Source organism: Gordonia sp. VNK1 (assembly GCF_040049135.1).
Lineage (GTDB): Bacteria > Actinomycetota > Actinomycetes > Mycobacteriales > Mycobacteriaceae > Gordonia > Gordonia oleivorans.
On record NZ_JBDZDJ010000013.1, the window covers coordinates 102,581 to 123,029 of the forward strand.

At 66.4% G+C, this 20,449-nt stretch carries 20 protein-coding genes; 13 read left to right on the forward strand and 7 right to left on the reverse strand.

What is annotated here, in order from left to right; translation table 11 throughout:
- Positions 1-58: 58 nt before the first annotated feature.
- Complete coding sequence (locus ABLE94_RS16675) at positions 59-496, reverse strand: hypothetical protein (protein WP_348807189.1); 438 nt, start codon at positions 494-496, stop codon at positions 59-61.
- Between the two features lie 316 nt (positions 497-812).
- Between ABLE94_RS16675 and ABLE94_RS16680 the strand changes: the two genes are divergently transcribed.
- Positions 813-1,247 (forward strand): SRPBCC family protein, encoded by a 435-nt coding sequence (locus ABLE94_RS16680; protein ID WP_348807188.1) that lies wholly within the window; start codon positions 813-815, stop codon positions 1,245-1,247.
- A gap of 183 nt (positions 1,248-1,430) precedes the next feature.
- Positions 1,431-1,580 (forward strand): hypothetical protein, encoded by a 150-nt coding sequence (locus ABLE94_RS16685; protein WP_348807187.1) that lies wholly within the window; start codon positions 1,431-1,433, stop codon positions 1,578-1,580.
- Between the two features lie 43 nt (positions 1,581-1,623).
- Here the strand turns inward: ABLE94_RS16685 and ABLE94_RS16690 are convergent, their stop codons facing one another.
- Positions 1,624-1,836 carry an RNA-binding S4 domain-containing protein gene (locus tag ABLE94_RS16690; protein ID WP_348807186.1) on the reverse strand — a complete coding sequence of 71 codons (213 nt, stop codon included), beginning with the start codon at positions 1,834-1,836 and terminating at the stop codon, positions 1,624-1,626.
- Between the two features lie 64 nt (positions 1,837-1,900).
- On the opposite strand from ABLE94_RS16690, the gene lysX reads away from it, so the two are divergent.
- From lysX to ABLE94_RS16710, 4 genes are read left to right on the forward strand one after another with little or no spacing between them, the layout of a single operon-like run.
- On the forward strand, positions 1,901-5,287 hold the full coding sequence (gene lysX, locus ABLE94_RS16695) for a bifunctional lysylphosphatidylglycerol synthetase/lysine--tRNA ligase LysX (RefSeq protein WP_348809313.1): 3,387 nt from the start codon (positions 1,901-1,903) through the stop codon (positions 5,285-5,287).
- Positions 5,288-5,290: 3 nt separating this feature from the next.
- Complete coding sequence (locus ABLE94_RS16700) at positions 5,291-6,214, forward strand: alpha/beta fold hydrolase (RefSeq protein ID WP_348809314.1); 924 nt, start codon at positions 5,291-5,293, stop codon at positions 6,212-6,214.
- Positions 6,215-6,251: 37 nt separating this feature from the next.
- On the forward strand, positions 6,252-7,136 hold the full coding sequence (locus ABLE94_RS16705; RefSeq protein ID WP_348809315.1) for a DUF3137 domain-containing protein: 885 nt from the start codon (positions 6,252-6,254) through the stop codon (positions 7,134-7,136).
- Complete coding sequence (locus ABLE94_RS16710) at positions 7,136-7,735, forward strand: LemA family protein (RefSeq protein WP_348809316.1); 600 nt, start codon at positions 7,136-7,138, stop codon at positions 7,733-7,735. Before ABLE94_RS16705 ends, ABLE94_RS16710 begins: the two co-directional genes overlap by 1 nt.
- A gap of 27 nt (positions 7,736-7,762) precedes the next feature.
- Here ABLE94_RS16710 and ABLE94_RS16715 read toward each other — a convergent pair whose 3' ends face one another.
- Complete coding sequence (locus ABLE94_RS16715) at positions 7,763-8,551, reverse strand: glycoside hydrolase family 16 protein (protein ID WP_348809317.1); 789 nt, start codon at positions 8,549-8,551, stop codon at positions 7,763-7,765.
- A gap of 54 nt (positions 8,552-8,605) precedes the next feature.
- Complete coding sequence (locus tag ABLE94_RS16720; protein ID WP_348809318.1) at positions 8,606-10,096, reverse strand: alpha/beta hydrolase; 1,491 nt, start codon at positions 10,094-10,096, stop codon at positions 8,606-8,608.
- 148 nt (positions 10,097-10,244) lie between these two features.
- Between ABLE94_RS16720 and rraA the strand changes: the two genes are divergently transcribed.
- The 4 genes from rraA (at position 10,245) to ABLE94_RS16740 (ending at position 14,176) form a co-directional block, all read left to right on the forward strand.
- Positions 10,245-10,742 carry a ribonuclease E activity regulator RraA gene (gene rraA, locus ABLE94_RS16725; protein WP_348807180.1) on the forward strand — a complete coding sequence of 166 codons (498 nt, stop codon included), beginning with the start codon at positions 10,245-10,247 and terminating at the stop codon, positions 10,740-10,742.
- 36 nt (positions 10,743-10,778) lie between these two features.
- On the forward strand, positions 10,779-12,332 hold the full coding sequence (locus ABLE94_RS16730) for a succinic semialdehyde dehydrogenase (RefSeq protein WP_348807179.1): 1,554 nt from the start codon (positions 10,779-10,781) through the stop codon (positions 12,330-12,332).
- 78 nt (positions 12,333-12,410) lie between these two features.
- Positions 12,411-13,598: a CapA family protein gene (locus tag ABLE94_RS16735; protein ID WP_425476222.1), complete on the forward strand. Its 1,188-nt coding sequence runs from the start codon at positions 12,411-12,413 to the stop codon at positions 13,596-13,598.
- A 50-nt stretch (positions 13,599-13,648) separates the two neighbouring features.
- Positions 13,649-14,176, forward strand: a complete 528-nt coding sequence (locus tag ABLE94_RS16740) for a hypothetical protein (protein ID WP_348807177.1) — start codon at positions 13,649-13,651, stop codon at positions 14,174-14,176.
- Between the two features lie 337 nt (positions 14,177-14,513).
- Here the strand turns inward: ABLE94_RS16740 and ABLE94_RS16745 are convergent, their stop codons facing one another.
- Positions 14,514-15,080, reverse strand: coding sequence for an Rv1733c family protein (locus tag ABLE94_RS16745; protein ID WP_348807176.1), 567 nt, complete (start codon positions 15,078-15,080; stop codon positions 14,514-14,516).
- 248 nt (positions 15,081-15,328) lie between these two features.
- Here ABLE94_RS16745 and ABLE94_RS16750 point away from each other — a divergent pair, with 248 nt between their 5' ends.
- Complete coding sequence (locus ABLE94_RS16750) at positions 15,329-17,452, forward strand: ArnT family glycosyltransferase (protein ID WP_348807175.1); 2,124 nt, start codon at positions 15,329-15,331, stop codon at positions 17,450-17,452.
- 69 nt (positions 17,453-17,521) lie between these two features.
- Here ABLE94_RS16750 and ABLE94_RS16755 read toward each other — a convergent pair whose 3' ends face one another.
- Positions 17,522-17,971 carry a DUF3224 domain-containing protein gene (locus ABLE94_RS16755; protein WP_348807174.1) on the reverse strand — a complete coding sequence of 150 codons (450 nt, stop codon included), beginning with the start codon at positions 17,969-17,971 and terminating at the stop codon, positions 17,522-17,524.
- Positions 17,972-18,041: 70 nt separating this feature from the next.
- Here ABLE94_RS16755 and ABLE94_RS16760 point away from each other — a divergent pair, with 70 nt between their 5' ends.
- Both ABLE94_RS16760 and ABLE94_RS16765 read left to right on the forward strand, forming a co-directional pair.
- A complete protein-coding gene (locus ABLE94_RS16760) occupies positions 18,042-18,872 on the forward strand; it encodes an AraC family transcriptional regulator (RefSeq protein WP_348807173.1) in 831 nt (276 codons plus the stop codon).
- Positions 18,873-18,934: 62 nt separating this feature from the next.
- The gene (locus ABLE94_RS16765; RefSeq protein WP_348809320.1) at positions 18,935-19,783 is read left to right on the forward strand and encodes an alpha/beta fold hydrolase; all 849 of its coding nucleotides are present in this window, start codon (positions 18,935-18,937) and stop codon (positions 19,781-19,783) included.
- A gap of 16 nt (positions 19,784-19,799) precedes the next feature.
- Here the strand turns inward: ABLE94_RS16765 and ABLE94_RS16770 are convergent, their stop codons facing one another.
- Entirely contained in the window at positions 19,800-20,432 is a 633-nt protein-coding gene (locus ABLE94_RS16770) for a hypothetical protein (protein ID WP_348809321.1), read from the reverse strand.
- Between the last annotated feature and the right edge of the window lie 17 nt (positions 20,433-20,449).

A 20,449-nucleotide genomic window follows, 5' to 3' on the forward strand; every position in this document is an offset into this window, starting at 1 on the left:
CACGCGCCACGAGCCTCAATCGTCTGTCGCCGCCTCGAATCCGAGGCGGCGACAGGCGTCAGTTACTGCTGTCGATCACGAATGAGCCGGATAGTTCGCCGTCGCTGGACAGGAAGCTCTCGCAGGTGATGTCGTAGCGGGTCTCGGCCGCTCTCTGGGGCAACTCGAGATCCATCCAGGTCCTGCCGGCCCAGTCCTCGTCGGTTCCCAGTTCGGGAACTCCGCGCGCAGACAGTGTGCAGGTGATCGACGATCCGGTGTTGGTCTTCGCCTCGATGTGAACCTTGACGGTTCCGATTGCGTCGTCCGGGTAGGAACTCTGCGTCGAACTGGATGTGCTGTATTCGCACGGGAGCAGCGGCCCGTCACCACGCAACTCACATTCACCGTCTTGGAACCGCGACGCCGCCTGTGACGGCGATGCGGTCATGGTCAGCGACGTCGCGGCCAGCGCCATCGCGCCGCACGCGATCGCCACACGGTTTCGGTATCTCATCGGTCCCCGATCCTTCGAGAGTGGTGATCCACCATCGTGGATCAAATATGAAGTTCGATCACACCATATCGGACGCTTGTCCGAATCCGCAGCCGGATATCTGCGCGAGCACTCGATGCGACGTGAACTCGACGCGTCGCTCTGGCCTGGTCGGTGACTGGTCGGGATCGAGCCGACACCGTATGGGAGCAAACGGCGGTCCTGTTGGAGAATCTGGGTGCTACAGCACACATATTTTCCAACAGGACCCAATTTCTCTCATCCGAAGCTGCGACGCCGTCGAATCGCTGGGGAACCCGATCGAGAGGACTCATCCGTGGTCGACGTATCCCGCACCTTCACCGTCAGCCGTCCGCGCGCAGAGGTCGTGGCCTATCTGCGTGACTTCGCCAACGCCACCGCCTGGGATCCCGGGACCGTCGAGTGCACGCAGGAGACACCGGGGGAGATCGGGCTCGGCACCCGCTGGCACAACAAGTCGAAGCTGTACGGCATCTCCACCGAACTGACCTACGAGTTGGTCCGCGACGACGCCGACCACGTCGTGTTCTCCGGCAGCAACAAGACCGCCACCACGTCCGACGACCTGTCCTTCGCCGACGCCGACGGCGGCGGGACGACGATCACGTATCGCGCGCTGGTCGACTTCCACCGGTTCGCGTTCATCGGCGAACCGCTGTTCGGATTCATCTTCGGCCGGCTGGCCGATTCGGTGCCGAAACAGATGACACAGGTGCTCGAATCCCGCTGAAATCTGTGTGGCGTGTGCCACTCGGAAGATTTTCCGCAGGTCAACGCGCTGGCGCGTCGCTACCGGATCGGTAACGTTCGGCGTGTCATCATCGACGTACACGGGTGAGTTGCGATTGGGGAATCGACAACTACAGTATTTTGAAGTTCGTATCCGTTGTACTGATCAGGGAAGCCTCAAGTCATGAAATTGACTGACAGCATCAACTCTCACCGACGCCCCTCCAAATTGTCCGCGCTGGCCAACCGGCGTGGCCGCCGGCAGGCCCGGATGTTCCCGGCCGAGGCGGAACGACTGGCAACCCCCGCCGAACTCAAGCGCCTGGCGCTGTAGCCCGCGTCAGCCCGCGCCGCGGCCGCCTGCGGTGGCCGTACCGCTACTCGGCGACGACCCGCGCCGACTCGCCGGCGAACTCGACCACGTCACCGACGACCAGTTGCCGGCCGCGTCGGGTCTCCACCTCACCGTTCACCGAGACCTCGCCGTCGGCGATGACCTCCTTGGCCTCCGCCCCGGACTCGATGAGGTTGGCCAGCTTCAGGAACTGGCCGAGGCGGATCGTGTCATCTCTGATCGTCACGTCGAACACACGCCCATAGTGCCCGTAATGAACCACTCGTGGCGACCGCAACCGCCGACTAACGTTGGCTGCCATGGCGGTCGACACCCCACCCACGCGTACCGGCACCGACGTCCCGCATGAGCCCGACCGGACGGTCGCCGACCGGCGGTCGGCGGATCTGCTCGAGCAGATCCGGCACCCGCGGGGTTTCGGACATCGGGCACCGCAGATCGCCGGCACCGTCGTCGGCGTCATGGCGGCGATCGCATTGGCGTCGAGCATTCTGCCGTTCTTCCGGCACTGGATTCACGTGCCCCGCGACTATGTGGACAACTACATCATCGCGATGCCGGAGACGAGTTTCGCGTGGGCGTATGTGCTGGCGCTCGTGGCCATCGCGCTGGCCGCCCGAAAACGCATCGCCTGGTGGATCTGCGTCATCATCCTGGTGCTGTTCATGCTCACCAACTCCCTGCTGCTGATCCCGGCGGTCGCCGACGAACTCGAGATTTCGCGGACCGAACGCGTCAACCTCGTCATCGGCTTGGGGATCGACGTCGCGATCCTGATCTTCCTGCTTCTCACCTATCGGCAGTTCTACACGCGGGTCCGGCGCGCGGCGCTGCTGCGCGCGCTCGTCGTCCTGATCGTGGGCCTGTTCGTCGCCACCCTCCTCGGGTGGGCGCTGGTGGCACTGTTCCCCGGAACGCTGCAGTCCGGTGAGCGTCTGCCGTACGCCTTCAACCGGGTGGTGGCCTTCGCGACCATCGACCAACGCACCTTCGACGGTCACGCCCACGCGCCGATCAACGGTCTCCTGGGATTGTTCGGCGCACTGGCACTCATCGGCGCGGCGATCGTGCTGTTCCGGTCGCAACGCCTGAAATCGTTGATGACGGCGGAGGACGAACGGCTCATCCGCGCGCTTGTCACCCGCTTCGGCGACGACGACTCGCTGGCCTACTTCTCCACCCGCCGGGACAAGGCGGTGGTGTTCTCACCCGACGGCCGTGCCGCCATCACCTATCGGGTGGAGTTGGGTGTCGGCCTGGCGGGCGGTGATCCGATCGGTGACCGGGAGACGTGGCCGGGCGCGATCGCGGAGTTCCTGACCCTGTGTGAACGGTACGGGTGGCATCCGGCGGCGATGGGCGCCGGCGAACGCGGCGCGGAGGCCTACGATGCGGCCGGGTTCAACACCCTCAACATCGGCGACGAGGCGATCATCCACACCCGCGAGTTCAGTCTGTCCGGGTCGGCGATGAAGAGTGTTCGTCAGGCCGTCACCCGCAACCGTCGGGCCGGGGTGACGGTGCGTATTCGCCGGCACGGGGAGCTGACCGACGCCGAGATGGCCGACGTCGTGGCGCGTGCCGACGCGTGGCGCGACACCGACGAGGAGCGCGGATTCGCGATGGCGCTCTCCCGGATCGGCGATCCGGCCGACGACAACTGTCTGCTCGTCGAGGCGATCCAGACCGGCGACGACGGCGCCGAACGGGTGATCGGCATGCTCAGCTTCGTGCCGTGGGGGCGGCGCGGGGTATCGCTGGATCTGATGCGCCGCGACCGCAACGGCGTCAACGGCGTCGTCGAGACGATGGTCGCCGAACTGTGCCGGCAGGCCGAGCAGGTCGGAGTCACCGACGTCTCACTCAACTTCGCGACATTCCGCGCGTTCTTCGAACAGGGCGGCCAGATCGGTGCCGGCCCGGTCATGCGGGCCACCTACTCGGTGCTGATGTTCGGTTCCCGGTTCTTCCAGATGGAATCGCTCTACAAGTCCAACGCCAAGTACCTGCCGGATTGGCAACCGCGGTTCCTGTGCTTCGAGGATGCCCGGATGCTGCCGCGCGCGGGCCTGGCGAGCGTGGTCACCGAGGGATTTGTCCGGCTGCCGCGGTTCGGACGCAAGGAGCACTATGAGGCGGGCCAGCCGTCGATCCCGGCAGGCGTCGACGTCGACGCCCTGATCGCGCAGTTCGAGTCCGAGGCCGACCGCAGCGCCGTGGAGGTCCACCGCCCCGAGCAGGTGCGGGTCCGGATGGCCAAACTCGAGCGGCTCGTCGAGGAAGGATTCGATCCGTATCCACCCGCGGACGCCCCGACCCACACCATCGCGCGGGCCGTCGCCGAGCCGATGGGTACGCAGGTGACGATCGCCGGGCGGGTGACCCGCATCCGCGACTTCGGCAAGGTCATCTTCGCCGACGTCCACGACTGGTCGGGACAGGTGCAGCTGCTCGTCGAGGCCGACCGGATCATCCCGGGCACACCGGATTTCGGCTCGGATGTGGATCTCGGTGACCTGATCGAGGTACGTGGCGAGGTCGGTACCAGCCGTAAGGGTGAGCTGTCCATCCTCATCGACGCGTGGCGGATCAACGGGAAATGCCTGCGTCCGCTGCCGGACAAGTGGGCCGGCCTGGCCGACCCGGAATCGCGTGTGCGGCAACGGTATCTGGATCTGGCCACCAACGCGCAGAGTCGTGATCTGCTGCGTATCCGCAGCGTGGTGGTCAAGTCGCTGCGCGACTTCCTGGCCACCCGTGACTATCTCGAGGTCGAGACACCGATCCTGCAACGAATTCACGGCGGCGCCAACGCGACCCCCTTCCAGACCCACATCAACGCCTACAACCTCGACCTGTACCTGCGGATCGCGCCGGAACTCTATCTCAAGCGGCTGTGCGTCGGCGGGGTGGAGAGGGTCTTCGAGATCGGCCGCAACTTCCGCAACGAGGGTGTCGACTTCTCCCACAACCCGGAGTTCACCAGCCTGGAAGCCTATGAGGCACACAGTGATTACCTCAAGATGCTTGATCTGACGCGGGAGATGATCCAGTTCGCCGCGACCGCCGCGCACGGTGAACCGGTGATCTACCGGACCGGCGACGACGGCGAGACCCAGCGCATCGACATCTCCGGACCGTGGCCGGTGAAGACGGTGCACGAGGTGGTGTCCGAAGGTGCCGGTGAGGAGATCACCCCGGAGACGAGTGCCGAGGACCTGCGTCGCATCTGCGATCGGCTGGAGATCGCGCATCGTCCCGACTGGGATGCCGGCGCACTGGTACTCGAACTCTACGAACATCTCGGTGAGGACCGCACCACCTTCCCGACCTTCTACATCGACTTCCCGACGTCGACGTCGCCGTTGACGCGCGCGCATCGCAGCCGTCCGGGTGTCGCCGAACGTTGGGATCTGGTGGCGTGGGGCGTCGAATTGGGCACGGCCTACACCGAATTGACCGATCCTGTGGAGCAACGGGCCCGGCTCACCGCGCAGTCGATCCTGGCCGCCGACGGTGATCCGGAGGCGATGGAACTCGACGAGGATTTCCTCGAGGCCCTGGAGTACGCGATGCCGCCCACCGGTGGCCTCGGCATCGGCGTGGACCGCGTCGTCATGCTCATCACCGGCCAGTCCATCCGCGAATCCCTGCCGTTCCCGCTGGTCAAACCGGACGAGGGATAGCCGATGCAGGATCTGACGACGGTGCGGCAACCACCCGGGCGGTTCATCGAGATCGCCGGGCGGAGAACACATGTCGTCGATCAGGGGGTCGGCGATCCGGTGCTGCTGATGGCGGCGCTGGGCAGCAACTGGTTCGATCTCGATGCGATCGCCTGGCGGCTGCGCGCACGATCGCGGCGGGTGATCCGTTACGACCGCCCCGGATACGGCTTCTCCGAGGAGCCGGCACCCGGTCACATCCCGACGCTCGACGACGAAATCGAGCGCATGCGTGCGGTTCTCGACGCGGTGGGGGTCACCGATCCGGTGGTCGTGGTGGGGCATTCGTTGGCCTCGCTCTACGTCGAGGGCTTTGCGCGCGCACATCCCGGTAGGGTTGCCGCGGTGGTGATGCTCGACGGATCGTTCGTCCTGCTGCCGTGGCGGCTGGTGCCGACCGCATTCCGCGTCGCCAACGCCCACCGGTTGATCGCCGTCCTGCGGGAGGTCGCCCGGCGCACCGACTTTCGGCTGCACGGTCGGGCGTTGCTCCGTGCTCGGTTGCTGCCGCAACCGCCGGAAGGGTTCGGCGAGGCGGAGCAGGCGTGGGCCGAGCAACTCTTCGGGGGTACGTCGATGTTGCTGGCCACGCTGGTGGAGAATGCGGCATTCCCGGCCATCAACGGAGCGCTTCGGCAGATGCGGAAGGTGACCGAGATCCCGCCGGTGCCGGTGGTTGTGGTGGTGGCACTGTCCGGACCGTCGGTGTGGCAACGGGTCTGGCGGTGGAAGCAGCAACGGTATGCCCGGATGCTGGGCGGTTCGATCCGGGCAATCCGGTCACGGCATTTCATCGTCCTCGACCAACCCGAGGCACTTGCGCGGATCGTCGACGAGGTGCGGGCGTTGCCGAGGCCATTCGGGGGAACGACCGGGCCGCAGAACTGATTCGGCGGTGCCCACGTGCGGTGGCTACCCTGCAGGCATGAGTGACGGGGGCACCACGTGGTGTGGGGCGTGTGTGCGTGGGGAGGATGGGCGCAGAGAGGATGTGCGCAGAGAGGATGTGCGCAGAGAGGCGGGCATTCCGTTCTGGTCGCGGTCGGCGTTCCTGAACTCGCTGAGTGCACTCACCTTCGTGGTCCTGCTCGCAGCTCAGATCTGGTGGTGGCACGACCACGGACGTCCGCTGACGTGGGTGCTGCTCATCGCCACGCCGTTGCTGGCGTTCCTCCCGGCGGGCGTCATTCTCAAGGTCATGCGCCGTCGGTGGACACGGGCGTGGGCGACCGCCAACGACTTCACCTATCGGCGTGATCCGCAGTGGCCGGCACCGCAGTGGGAGGTGCCGCCGTTCTCGGTCCGCCGGGCCCGTCGCAAGCGCGTCCGGGACGGCATGACCGGGTGGCGCGGAGCGTACCCCGCGACGTACTTCCACTACACGTGGTGGAACAACAACCGCATTCAGATGAGCAGTCACTACCGCAATGTGTTCGCACTGCGACTGCCGGCTGCGTTGCCCCGTCTGACACTGGGGATCAACGTCGACACCTCCACCGGTGATCGGGTGCTGTTCGAATCGAGCGACTTCAACGACCGCTTCATGGTGTACTGCCCCGACGCGGCATTCGCGCACGCGGTGTTCACCCCGCAGACCATCGACGCCCTGCTGACCCTGTCCCGCCGTGACGCCACCCTGGCATTGACGAAGTTCGAGATCCTGGGAGACGAGTTCGTCGCCATCACCACCCGCGGCAATCGTCCCGTGGAGATCTCCCAGGTCTTCGACGCACTGGTCACCATCGCCGACGGCATCCCCCGATTCGTCTGGCGTGACCGTGGAGTGCCGCGGGTCGGGAGGGAGTTCTGATGATCTGGATCGTCATCGTGGTGGTGGCCGTCGTGCTCGGGGCGCTCTGGTGGTATGTGGCGACCTACAATTCCTTTGTGCGCCTGCGGAATCTGGTCGCGGAGTCGTGGCGTGGTGTCGATGTGCAGTTGCGGCGCCGACATGATCTGGTGCCGAACCTGGTGGCCACCGTGGAACGGGCCGCGGACTACGAGCGGGACACCGTGCTGGCGGTGACGCAGGCTCGTCGGCGGGCCGAGAGTGTCGGTGCGGCCGCGGCGATCGACGTCGCCGCGGTGGGCGACGCCGAGGATGCGCTGACCGCCGCCCTCGGGCGGCTCGGTGCGTTGGCCGAACAGTATCCGGACCTCGGTGCCGTACGGAATTACGAAGTGCTGCAACGGGAACTCGGCGACACCGAGGACCGGATCGCCGCCGCGCGGCGTCTCTACAACGCCAATGTCCGCGCGCTCAACACCAGGATCGGCAGTGTGCCCGCCTCGGTGGTGGCGTCACTGCATCGGGTGACGCCGGCCCAGTACTTCGAGATCGGTGACGCGTCGGTCCGCGATGTGGTCGACGTCGACCGGCTCTTCGGCGATCGGGACGATTCGGCCTGAGCCTGGCTCCGCGGCCGAATTGCCCACTCAGATGCCGTATTCGGCGACCCGATCCACGAACATCTGCCCGGTCGGGACGATGATGCCGCCGAAGTTGTCGAGTTGCAGGGCCAGATGCATGGCGCGCGGCGGGAATCGTGCGGGATCGGTGCTGATCGCCCACTGGACACCGTCACGGAACACCGCGATGTGCGTCGGTGTCCACTCCACCGCCCAACTGTGCCAGGCGGTGGCGTCGACGAAGGTGGTGTGGGTTTCGACGGTGTCCTGCGCCCCGTAGTGCAGGTTGTATTGCACGGCCTGCCGGGTGGCGTCGACGATCTCCATGAAGTCGACCTCGCCGCCGACCGGCCAGTCCTCGGCGTCGGGCCAGAGCAGCGCCACCGCATGCCAGTTCGGTGATGCGATGGTGGTGCGAGCACAGATCTCCCAGCGGCCGTACTTGCGTCCCGCCCACGTGGGGGTGACGCCACCGGAGTCGCCGTTGATGCTCGAGGTGATCGCCAATGCGCCGTCGGAGATGGACACCGCGTCGCGCGTGCGGCTGCCGTTCCCGGCATGGCCGGCGCCCTCGTAGACGTGCCAGTTGCTCAGCGAGTTGAAGTCATCGGCGTGATCGGGCGTGCCCCAGCCATGTTGGGCGGCGGCGGTTGCGGTGCACCGGGCCGATGACGACGATCCGAGGTCGAGGGCGTGTGCGTCGCCCGGATCGGCCGCGACCACGGCAGATGTGACCACGGCTGCGGCGACCACGCCGAGGGTGAGAATGGGGCGAAGGAATGTCGACGACAATTGTCGGGAGCGCGTTTTCGGCACGGGAAGAATGTAGCAGATTCTTTTGCCCATCACCGAGTGGGAATGCGCATTCTTTCAGTCCGAGGGTGCATTCTTTGTTATCGGTGCAGCGGATGTGGCAGTGGCAATTTCGGGGGCCGATGAATCATCGGATTCCGGAACGCTTGCTTCCGAGGCGGGTGTCGTCGTGTCGGGGGTGGCCGGGTCGGAACTCTGCTCGGTCGACGCCGATGGAGGTGTGGACGTCGGCGCCGAGGTCGACGGTTCTGGTGTCGTCGGTGTTGGTGTCGTCGACGATGCCGGCGAGTCCTCGGTCTCGGCGGAAGAGGTGGCCACCGGCGTCGATGTCGTGGGTGTCGATGCCGAATCGGCTCCCGATGTGGACGATTCCGATGTGGACGATTCCGATGCGGACACCGCAGATACGGCGCGTGCGGACACGGCCGCAGTCGAGGTGGTCGCGGTCGAGGTGGCCGCAGGCGAGGTGACGGCGTACTTCTCCAGTGCCTCTTCGAGTTTGGCGACTTCTTCGGCGTCGGTGCGAATCCACCGATTCCAGGTGTGGGCGCCGTCGGTGTAGATGAACTCGATGGGCAGTCCCAGGAGGTCGGCCTGTGCGTTGAGCAGCAGTGTCGACGCGAACGACACGACCTCGAGGCCGACGCCGATCGCGACGTTGATGATCCCGCCCTGGGCCATCATCTCGTCCCACTCGGCCTGCGATGCGGGCAGGCCGTTGCCGGTGGAGACGATGATGGTCTGCCCGTTGGCCTTCGCCTCCGCGATCCGCGCGGCGACGTCGTTGGCGGCCCACGTGTTACCCGGCAGGAACGGATTGCCCCACAGGGCGTCGAAGCCGTTGGACACGCCCTGTCGGGTGGCGAGAATGAACGGTACTGCGAGATACCCGAAGATGTTGTCGGTCTGGTAATAGCCCGAACGGGACACCGCGACGGAGAAGACGTCGGGATATTTCAGCGCCAGATTGATGGCCTGTCCGCCGGAGATCGAGAGACCCGAAATGGCATTCCCCGACGTGCTGATATCGAATTCTTCATTCAGGTATGCGGGCAGTTCTTCTCCGACGAAGGTCTCCCAGGCCGGATCGAACTCGCCGCCCTCGTAGGTCGTGAGGACGTTGCCGTCGTTGTCGCGGGGTGTCGACTGCCAGTTCGCCGACCAGGTGGTGGCCGAGTCGGGGATGGCGACGAGGTTGTACTCGGTGCCGTACAGATCGCCGCGACCGTTGGTGCTCGGGTCGCTGAGTTGGCCGAGGAAGTACACGGCCTGTTCGGATTCGCCTGCCTCCTGATCCGACGGCCGGATCTTGACCGTCACCGAGGTCTGCATCGACTCCGACCACACCCAGCAGGTCTGGATGTTGGCCGCGCGATCGGCGTCGCTGGTGAACGCACACCCGTCCCGGACGACGGTCGGGTCGACCGCGAAGGCCTGCCCGGCGCCGGTGGCCAGTCCGACGGTGGTGAGCACGGCGACGGCGCAGACCGCAAGGCGCGTTCGTGGACGACGCAATCCGGATGTGGCGGAGGTGCTCCGGAGCGGCATCGTCGGGTCTCCTTGCTCGGCGGCGGTCGGCGAGAACCGACCCTACCCTAAGGATTAGGTAAGGCTAACTTCAGGTGTGACTCAGCTGTCGGGGCGCCGACGGTCATCCTGCTCACACCGGCCATACGTGTGCCCGCGGGTAACACCTATGCTGGTCGGCATGAGTGAGCTCACTTTCACCCCGACCGCGGATCTGGTCGACGAGATCGGCGCCGACGTGCGCAGCTGCGACACCCAGTTCACCCAGTACGGTGGCGTCCGCGAATTCGTCGGAACCGTCAGCACCGTCCGATGCTTCCAGGACAATGCGCTGCTGAAGTCCATCCTCGGCGAATCCAACCCCGGTGGCGTCCTCGTCATCGACGGCGATGCGTCGGTGCACACCGCGCTGGTCGGCGATCTCATCGCCGAACTCGGCCGCTCCAACGGTTGGGTCGGCATCGTCGTCAACGGTGCGATCCGCGACGCCAAGACGATCGGCGGAATGGACATCGGTGTGAAGGCCCTGGGCACCAACCCGCGCAAGTCGACCAAGACCGGTGTCGGTGAACGCGATGTCCCGGTGGAACTGGGTAGGATCACCTTCGCCCCCGGAGACACGCTCTACTCCGACGACGACGGCATCGTCCTCGTCGCCGCCGTCTGACCTTTCCGACCGCACCACTCACCGAGGAGTCCCGTCATGCCGAAACCCACGTCTGCGTACTTCGCGCGATTGGGCGCGTTGGTGGCCATCGACGACGCCGACAAGCGTCCGACCCGTCCGGTGCTCGAGGCGTTCAGCGGCGTCGAGATGGCCACGATTCCGGTGGGGACGGCCCAGGACCTCGAAACCGCCGTCGCCCGGGCGCGCGTCGCGCAGGAAGGGTGGGCCGCGCGGCCGGCTGCGGACCGCGCCAAGGTGATCGCGAAGTTCTCCGAGCTCGTGCACCGCCACGCCGACTCGCTGATGGACATCGCGCAGGCGGAGTCGGGCAAGGCCCGGATCTACGCGCAGGAAGAGGTCATCGACGTCGCCCTCACCGCGCGGCACTACGCCACCGTCGGGCCCAAGGCGCTGGCCGAGCACAAGGTCAAGGGCCTGATCCCGGGGGCGACCAATGTGCGGGTGCGCTACCAGCCCAAGGGCGTCGTCGGCGTCATCAGTCCCTGGAACTATCCGCTGACGCTCGCGGTGTCCGACGCCGTGGCCGCGCTCATCGCCGGCAACGGCGTCGTCATCAAGCCGGACAGCCAGACCCCGTACTGCTCCCTGGCGCTGGCCGAGTTGCTGTACGAGGCGGGTCTGCCGCAGGAACTCTTCGCCGTCGTTCCCGGCCCGGGCAGCGTCGTCGGGCAGGCCATCGTCGCCACCACCGACTACGTGATGTTCACCGGCTCCTCGACGACCGGCGCGACCCTGGCGGCGCAGGCCGGTCAACGCCTCATCGGGTTCTCCGCCGAACTGGGCGGCAAGAACCCGATGATCGTGACCGCCGGTGCCAACATCGACCGGGCCGTCGAGGGCGCCGCGCGGGCCTGTTTCTCGAACTCGGGACAGCTGTGCATCTCCATCGAGCGGCTCTACGTCGACGCGATCATCGCCGACGAATTCACCGAGAAGTTCGGTGCATACGTGCGCAACATGAAGCTGGACGCGACCTATGACTTCCGTGCCGACATGGGTTCGTTGGCCTCGGCGGCGCAGGTCGACACCACCGAGGCGCATGTCGAGGACGCGGTGTCCAAGGGCGCCACGGTGATTGCCGGTGGCAAACGCCGCGCGGATCTCGGCCCGTTCTTCTATGAGCCGACCGTCCTGACCGGCGTGACCGACGCGATGACCTGCTACGGCAACGAGACCTTCGGTCCGGTGGTGTCGATCTATCCGGTGGATTCCATCGACGAGGCCATCAAACTCGCCAACGACACCGACTACGGCCTCAACGCGAGCGTCTTCGCGGGCAGCAGCGAGGAAGCCCAGCGGATCGCGGAGAAACTGCGCGCCGGCACCGTCAACATCAACGAGGGATACGCCGCGGCGTGGGCGTCGACGGCCGCCCCGATGGGCGGCATGGGCATCTCCGGTGTCGGGCGGCGTCACGGCGAGGAGGGATTGCTCAAGTACACCGAGCCCCAGACGATCGCCGAACAACGTTTCCTCGGCATCGACCGCGCACCGGGAATCCCCAAGGACGTCTATCGTGCGCTGACCCCGATGGCGATGCGCGCACTGAAGTACCTGCCCGGCCGCTGACCCGCGTCAGGGCGCCACCGCCGATTTCCACCGTTTGTACGACGCGCGCCCGAGACGTGAATCGTGTTGGATGCAAGGGTGTTCGGTGAAAGAGCCCGATGGCGCGCTGTCGGAGTGGGTGTGGTGCTGGCGGTTGTCGTCGTCGCCGTGGCGGCGGCGTCGGCGGTACCGACCGGGGCCGTGGCGATACACGCGGGATCGACGAGTGCGGTCGTCGAGCCCCCACCCGTCGAGCAGCAACTGGTCCTCAGTTTCACCGGCGACAACATCCTGGGTACCGACGACAAGTTCTCCACCTCGAACTCGCTGCCGACGCTCTGGGAACAGAGCGGGCGACGCCCCGACTACTTCTTCCAGAACGTCAAACGATTCCTCGACGCCGACGACCTCACCGTCGCCAATTTCGAAGTGGCACTGACCCGTCGGCTGAATCAGCGGTACAAGGGCGAGGGCGAGGTGTACCACTTCCACGGGGAGCCTGCCCTCGCCGCGACGCTGCCGGCGGGCGGGATCGACGTGGTGACCGTCGCCAACAATCACACCTTCGACTACGGCCAGGCCGGCTTCGACGACACCCTCGCGGCGTTGCGGGGCGTCGGCGTCGAATACTTCGGCACCGGCTACGAGGGTGAGGGATCGACCTACGACATCCGTAATCTGACGACGGTCAAGGGTGTGACGTTCGGCTTCGTCGGCTATCAGGCGTGGACTGACGATCCGGCGATGCGCCGGAAACTGGTGACCGACATCCATCGCCTGCGCGCGGCCGGCGCCGACGTCGTGATCCCGTTCATGCACTGGGGAATCGAGTCCGAACACGTGCCGTACAGCGTGCAGACCGAGTTGGCCCACCTCGCCATCGACAGCGGTGCCGATCTGGTGGTCGGCACCCACCCGCACGTGATCCAGTCGATGGAGATCTACCGCGGCAAGCTCATCGCCTACTCGTTCGGCAATTTCGCCTTCGGCGGCAACAGCAATCCGACGGACAAGCGGACGTTCATCCTCCAGACCCGATTCGACATGTCCGGCAAGGACGTTCGGGGAGTCGACTTCCGGGTGATCCCGACGCGCGTCTCGCGGACGGAGGCGTACAACGACTACGTCCCGACGCCCTATCCGCCGGCGGAGGGTCGGGAGGTGTTGGCCTTCATCAACGAGATCTCGCCGACCCTGCGGGGTCGTGCGGTCAACGCCTTCGTTCCGGTGGCGCCCCGTCCGGTGACGACGCCGGCATCGCCGTCCGTGGTGGCCGGTCCGGGCTGAGGTGCTTTTCCGCAGGTAGCAGCGTGTTATTTGGGTGATAATCTCCCGCAATGCACGCATTCGTTGACGAGAGCAAGGTGCGAGGACTTGTTGTCGCCTGCACGATCAGCGATCCCACCTCGCTGGTGGCCAGCCGGAAAGCGATGCAGGCGTTGCGGGCGAATGGTCAACGTCGGATTCACTTCACGAAAGAGTCGGACCCTCGCCGCCGCAAGATTTGTTCAGCGATCTGCGATCTTGACCTGGGCGTGCGGGTGTACGACACAACCACGATACGAGATCAGCGGCAGGGGAGACGGCATGCACTCGATGCAGTCGTGCGCGATCTCGCGGGCGACGGCGGATCATCACTGGTGATCGAGCAGGACGACAGTCTCGTCGACGCCGACCGTGCAACGCTCTATGCCGCGGTCCGCCGGCACCGGGTTCCCGATTTGTCCTACCGCCACGAAAGACCGACCCAGGAACCATTGCTCTGGATTTCCGACGCGGTCGTGTGGTGCTACGTCAAAGGTGGCGACTGGCGCAGAAGAGTAGAGCCAGTCATTCGATCGGTGATCCACGTCGACGGTTCTTGAACAGTGGTCCAGACAGCGCGAAACCCGGCTCACCAACCGTCCGGATGGCTGCCGGGTCACTTCCCTCGGCTACTGCCTGGGCACTACTGATGCTAGCACAGTCGGAGGGGTTGGCCGCCCGCTCGAACTCTCCGTCGAACGTCGCTCGCTCTCTGTGATCGTCGCGTAGATCGAGGATCGCTTCAACGGGTAGAGCTCCATCAACTCGGTGATCCAGTACCGGCCTGATTCGTAGTCATCTTATAGCCGTATCTGTTGCAGGGGAGTGAGTTTCGGCTCCTTGCCGGGCAGTCGGCCAGCTTTCCGGGCCTCAGCCATCTCTCTATCGTCCGCGCCGCTAGTGCGCGGCCCAACCGTTGGCGTTGCCTGCCTGACGCCACTCCCGGTCCCACTGATCGGCGTGGGCGCGCGCAACGCGTCGTCGGACGAGTGCCACCGCGCCGATCAGAATGGCGAGAACCAGCGCCCAGCTGAGAATGCCGACCCAGATGGCACCGATGGCCCGTTCCAACGCGCCCGCATGCTGCTGCAGTTGCGAACCGTCGGCGGTGGTCCAGATGTCGATCGACGATCCCTCTGCGGTGCCGCGCGGTACCGACGTGATCGCCGTGTGCACTCCGTCGGTGTTCTTCCAGGACACCGTGCCCGACGTGTCGATCGCGGTCGGGTCGGCCTCGACGACACTGAGGACCGTCGCCGTCGTGGGAATCGCGCGGTCGGCACGGGCGGTGACCGAGTCATAGGTGGTGGTGGCCGCCCAGATACACAGCGGGATCGCCAGCACCGTCACCAGCACGGCCGACCAACCGGCGCGGGCGAGATGTCGATCGCCACGACGCATCAGCGGGTTGGTCGACCACGGATAGAACGCGGCGAATCGCCGGTACGTGGTGTGCGCAGCCATCTGAACCTCGTCATAAAGGGGAACTCTCGTATCCAGAATTGGCCTCTGGGCGCCGCAATGCCAACCACAATGCCGGTTGACCGTGGTTTTTGTGACGAACAGAACACTTCGGCGTTCACAGACTTCTCCCAGTCGGTGTCCAGTCTCAGCGGAGCCCGGCGACCCACTCTGGTACTCGACGCAGTGCGCGTGTGACGCCTATCGGAGCGGAGCACGCGACGAAGACCCCGATCCGCTCAGGAGGAGTGATGACCGCAATTCTGGACCGGCCGAGCACGTCGCCGCCGGCCGACGATGCCGCGCCACCGGCGCACCGGCGATCCCGACGTGCCGTGCCCTGGAGCAAGCTCTCCCTGGCCGGACTGTTGACCGCCACCGGATTCCTCTACCTGTGGAATCTCTCGGCCAGCGGCTACGCCAACACCTTCTACGCCGCCGCGGCATGGGCGGGATCGGAGAGCTGGAAGGCCTGGTTCTTCGGAGCCCTCGATCCGTCGAACTTCATCACCGTCGACAAGCCGCCGGCCTCGCTGTGGGTGACCGGACTGTCGGTGCGGATCTTCGGGATGAACTCGTGGGCGGTCCTCGCCCCGCAGGCCGTCATGGGCATGCTGGCCGTCGCACTGATGTACGCGACGATGCGTCGGGTCTTCACCGATCCGCGCCACGGCACCGCAGCGGGCCTGATCGCCGGTGCCGTCCTAGCCTTCACACCGGCCGCGGCGCTCATGTTCCGATTCAACAATCCCGACGCGCTGCTGGTCCTGCTCATGGTCGCCGGCGGATACTGCATGGCCCGGGCCATCGCGACGAACTCCGGCCGCTGGCTGGCACTGGTCGGTGTGGCGCTCGGCTTCGCGTTCCTCACCAAGATGCTGCAAGGTCTGCTGGTGCTGCCGGCCTTCGGCTTGGCCTACCTGGTCTTCGCCAACAACGGATGGATCAAGCGGATCGCCCACCTGCTGGGTGCGGCACTCGCGCTGGTCGTCTCGGCCGGCTGGTTCGTGGTCGTCACGATGATCGTGCCGGCGAGTTCGCGGCCGTACATCGGTGGCTCCACCGACAACTCGTTCATGGATCTGGTCCTCGGCTACAACGGCGTCGGACGCATCAGCGGTGGCCAGGGCAACGGGCCCGGCGGTGGCGGTGGTACGGCCGGCGGTTCGTTCGGCGGCTCCACCGGCCTCGATCGGCTGTTCGGCTCGGAGATGGGCAATGAGATCTCCTGGCTGCTGCCCGTGGCCCTGTTCGTGGTGGCCTTCGGCGTGTACCTGATGATCCGCAGCTTCCCGATCTTCTCCTACCGCAACGGGGTGAACCGGATCGAGTCCGGCGCCATCGTCACCTGGGGTGGCTGGCTGCTGGTGACCGGCATGGTCTTCAGCTACATGAGCGGCACGATCCACCCCTACTACACGGTGGCCCTCGCCCCGGCGATCGGCGCCCTGGTCGGCATGGGAGCCGTCTTCGCCTGGCGTCGACGTGACAACTGGGACGGCCGCATCGCGATGGCCGCGATGATCGGACTGGCCGCCGCGTGGTCGATCGTCCTGCTCGATCGCAACGACTGGGGTCCGGTGTGGTGCCGCTGGCTGATCGGTGTGGTCGCCGTGGTCGCAATCGTGGGCGTCATCGCCGGCTCCGTGCTCGGACTCAAGAAGCTCGTGGCGGCGTCACTGATCGCCGGATCGCTCGCCGGCTTCGGTGGAACGGCGGCCTTCTCGATCGCCACCGCGGCGACCGCGCACAGCGGCTCGATCCCCACCGCGGTCCAGACCTCCATGGAAGGTGGCGGCATGGGTGGCCCCGGCGGCGGAGGTAACCGCGGCGGCGGCGGGACACCGCCCGGACAGAACCAGGGTTCGACGCAGGGCCAGGGTTCTACCCAGAACCAGGGCCAGGGCTCGACCCAGAACCAGGGCTCGACCCAGAACCAGGGCTCGACCCAGAACCAGGGCTCGACGCAGAGCCAGGGTCAGGGTTCGACCGCAGGCCAGGGCAGCGGCCAGCAGACCGGACAACGTCCGAGCGGTGGCGGCATGGGTGGCCCCGGTGGCGCGTCGACCAGCGCCGAGTTGGTGAAGCTCCTGCAGGCCACCGACACCAAGTGGGCGGCGGCGACCAACGGTTCGCAGTCGGCAGCGGGTATCGAGATCGCCTCGGGTGAGGCCGTGATGGCCATCGGCGGTTGGAGCGGCGACCCCGCTCCGACGCTCGACGAGTTCAAGCAGATGGTGGCCGACGGCCAGATCGCCTACTACATCGGTGGTTCCGGTGGCGGTCCCGGCGGGAACTCGGAGATCTCCACCTGGGTGTCGGAGAACTTCACCGCGATCACCGTCGGCGGGCAGACGGTCTACAAGCTGATCTGACCCATCCGGCACGAACCGGCACAACAGCCGCGACCATTCCGGTCGCGGCTGTTGTCGTCCCTGGTTTGCTCAGCCCATCGAATAGTGGAAGGTGATCGGATACCCGTCGTCGCTATGGCCGGCGATCTCGATCTCGGCGTGGCCACGCATGTCGGCGAGGCCGCCGGAGCCGAGCCCGTCGACGATGTCGAGACGTTCATGCACCCCGGTGGCATCGTGGGAACCGTCGTGGCGCAGGACCAGTGTTCCGTCGTGCCCGTCGATGGACCCCTCGAAGGCCTGGAGACCGAGCGTCGGGGCCTCGGTGCCCTCGATGTAGGCGATCAGATAGGCGAGCGTGCCGGTCCCGTGAATGTCGCCGGAGTAGTCGTAGGACACGTCGGCGCGGGTGAACCCGTGCGCCGGGTAGGCAACGCCGCTGATCTCGACGGTGCGGTCGTCGCGGGTGTAGACGGGGGCCTCGTTCCAGCCGGTCACCTTGAATGTGCCCGTTGCGGTATGTGTCGTCGTGGTTGTCATGTTCTCAGGCTGCCGCGTCGCCGCAGCCGGGTCTTGAACAAACACGACATCACGCCCGACACTGGAGACGATGAGCGAGAACGCATCCGCCGACGCTGCCGGTGGCACCGATGAGCCGGAGGGACGCGGCCGATCGGCGATCATCGGCTCCGTCGGTGCCGAGCCGCTGCAGATCACCCGTCATCGGCCGACGCCGGACCTGGCGCCGTGGCTGGACTATGTCTGGATCGTCCGCTGGGCCGTGGACACACCCGTTGTGCAGCAAGTGATTCCGCAACCGGTGGTGCATCTCGCCGCCGAGGGCGGACGACTCAACGTCAACGGGGTGGGGGATCTGCACTTCTCGCGAACCCTCGCCGGTCGCGGACACACCGTGGGAATTGCGTTCCGCCCGGGCGGTTTTCGTGCGTTCTCGAACGCGCCGGTGAGTGCCCTGACCCGATCGGTGGTGCCGCTGGAGACCGTGCTGGGCGTCGACGACCGGCCGATCGCGGCGACACTCCTCGACCCGGAGCGTGGAGACACCGATCTCGTCGACGCCGCATGTGACTGGCTGGAGCGGCTCGGGCCGCGTGCGGATCCGGTGATCGGGGAGGTCGGAGCGCTGGTGGACGCCGCCGAACACAATCAGGACCTCACCCGGGCCGAGCACCTGGCCGCGCTCGCCGGCGTCAGCCTGCGGACACTGCAGCGGCAATTCGGCGACTACGTGGGAATCGGGCCGAAATGGGTCATCCAGCGATTCCGGATGCTCGACGTCGCGGCGGTCGCCAACGCGGGTGGTGCCATCGACTGGGCGGATACGGCTGTGCGCCTCGGATTCAGTGATCAGGCGCATCTCACACGGGCATTCACGCGGATCGTCGGGATCTCACCGGCTGCGTACTCGCGTAATCGCTGAACCCGACGATGTACCATCCGAAAGCGACACAGTGGGCCATCGGGTGGGCAGTGGAGGTCGGCATGCCGGGAAAGATCACCGAATTCAGCAGGGACGGCTACGTTTTCGATGTCGTCGACTCCGGGCCGATCGCCGACGGCGATGAGACGTCGATACCGGTGATCCTGCTCCACGGATTCCCCGAGCGTGCCGATTGCTGGAGATCGGTGACCCCGCTCCTCAATGCCGCGGGCCTGCGCACCATCGCCCCCGATCAGCGCGGGTACTCGCCACGGGCCCGCCCCGCGAAGGTGCGTGACTATCGGATCGCCGAGTTGGTGGCCGACGTGGTGGCCCTCGCGGACGCCGTGGAAGCCCCCAAAGTGCATCTGGTGGGCCATGATTGGGGATCGATCGTGGCGTGGGCGGTGGCCTCGCAGTACCCGGACCGGTTGGCGACGCTGACCACGCTCGCCGTCCCGCACGCGGGTGCCTACATGCGCGCGATGCCCCGGGGGCAACTGCTCCGGTCGTGGTACATGGGTGTTTTCCAGATCCCGGGCCTGGTGGAGTGGCTACTGCCCAAGGCGCTGGCGAGTGAACGCGCAGAACGGTTCGGGCCCAAGGGATTTGTCGATCAGCTGCGCATCGACATCGTCGACTACGGTGCCCTGCCCGGCGGCCTCAACTGGTACCGGGCGATGCGGTACATGGACCGCGAACTGACGCGTCGCAAGACGACGGTCCCCACCACCTACATCTGGAGCGATGGCGACATCTACCTGTCGCGCGCGGGGGCCCGCGGATGTGCGGCGATGGTCGATGCGCCCTACGACTTCATCGTGCTCGAGGGTGTCGACCACTGGATTCCGGAGCGTCGACCCGACGCGGTGGCCGACGCGGTCCTCGCCCGGATCGCGCACTCCGCCTGACGCTCTGGGCCCCGGCTCAGTGGCGCAGGCGCCGCAGCAGCACCCCGATCACCGAGAGCGCCGTGATGATCGCGGCGGCGATCACCGGCACGCGGATCGGGAACGGGAGTTCGGTGGGGGCGCCGGCGCGCAACTGCGCGAACGTCGCGCGCTGGGCATCGGCCTCGGCGACGGCGTCGACGACCGGAGTCGCCGGCACCGGCGTCTCGACAACCGAGGTCTCGGCGACCGGTGTCTCGGCGACCGGCGTCTCGATGATCGGAGCCTCGTCGACTTGCGGTGTCGGCACCACGGTCGGCGGTTCCGGGGATGACGACGATGCCGCCGGATTCTGTGCCGCCGCGGGAGATCCGGCGTTCGGTGAGGTCTTGGGCGGAGCCTTCTTGGCCGGTGCGGTCCCGGCGCCCGGGGCCGGTTTCTTGGCGGCCGGGGCCTTCTTGGCGGGGGATTTCTTGGCGACCGCCTTCTTGGCCGGGGCTTTCTTCGCGGGAGCCTTCTTGGCGACCGCCTTCTTGGTGGGAGCCTTCTTTGCGACCGGACTCTTCTTCGCGGGAGTCTTCTTCGCTGCGGCCTTCTCGCCGGCGGGTGTCGCGCCCGAGTTCTCGGGTGCGGGTCGGTCGACGGGGTCCACAGGATCCGATTCCGTCATCGTGAGGTCGCTCCCTT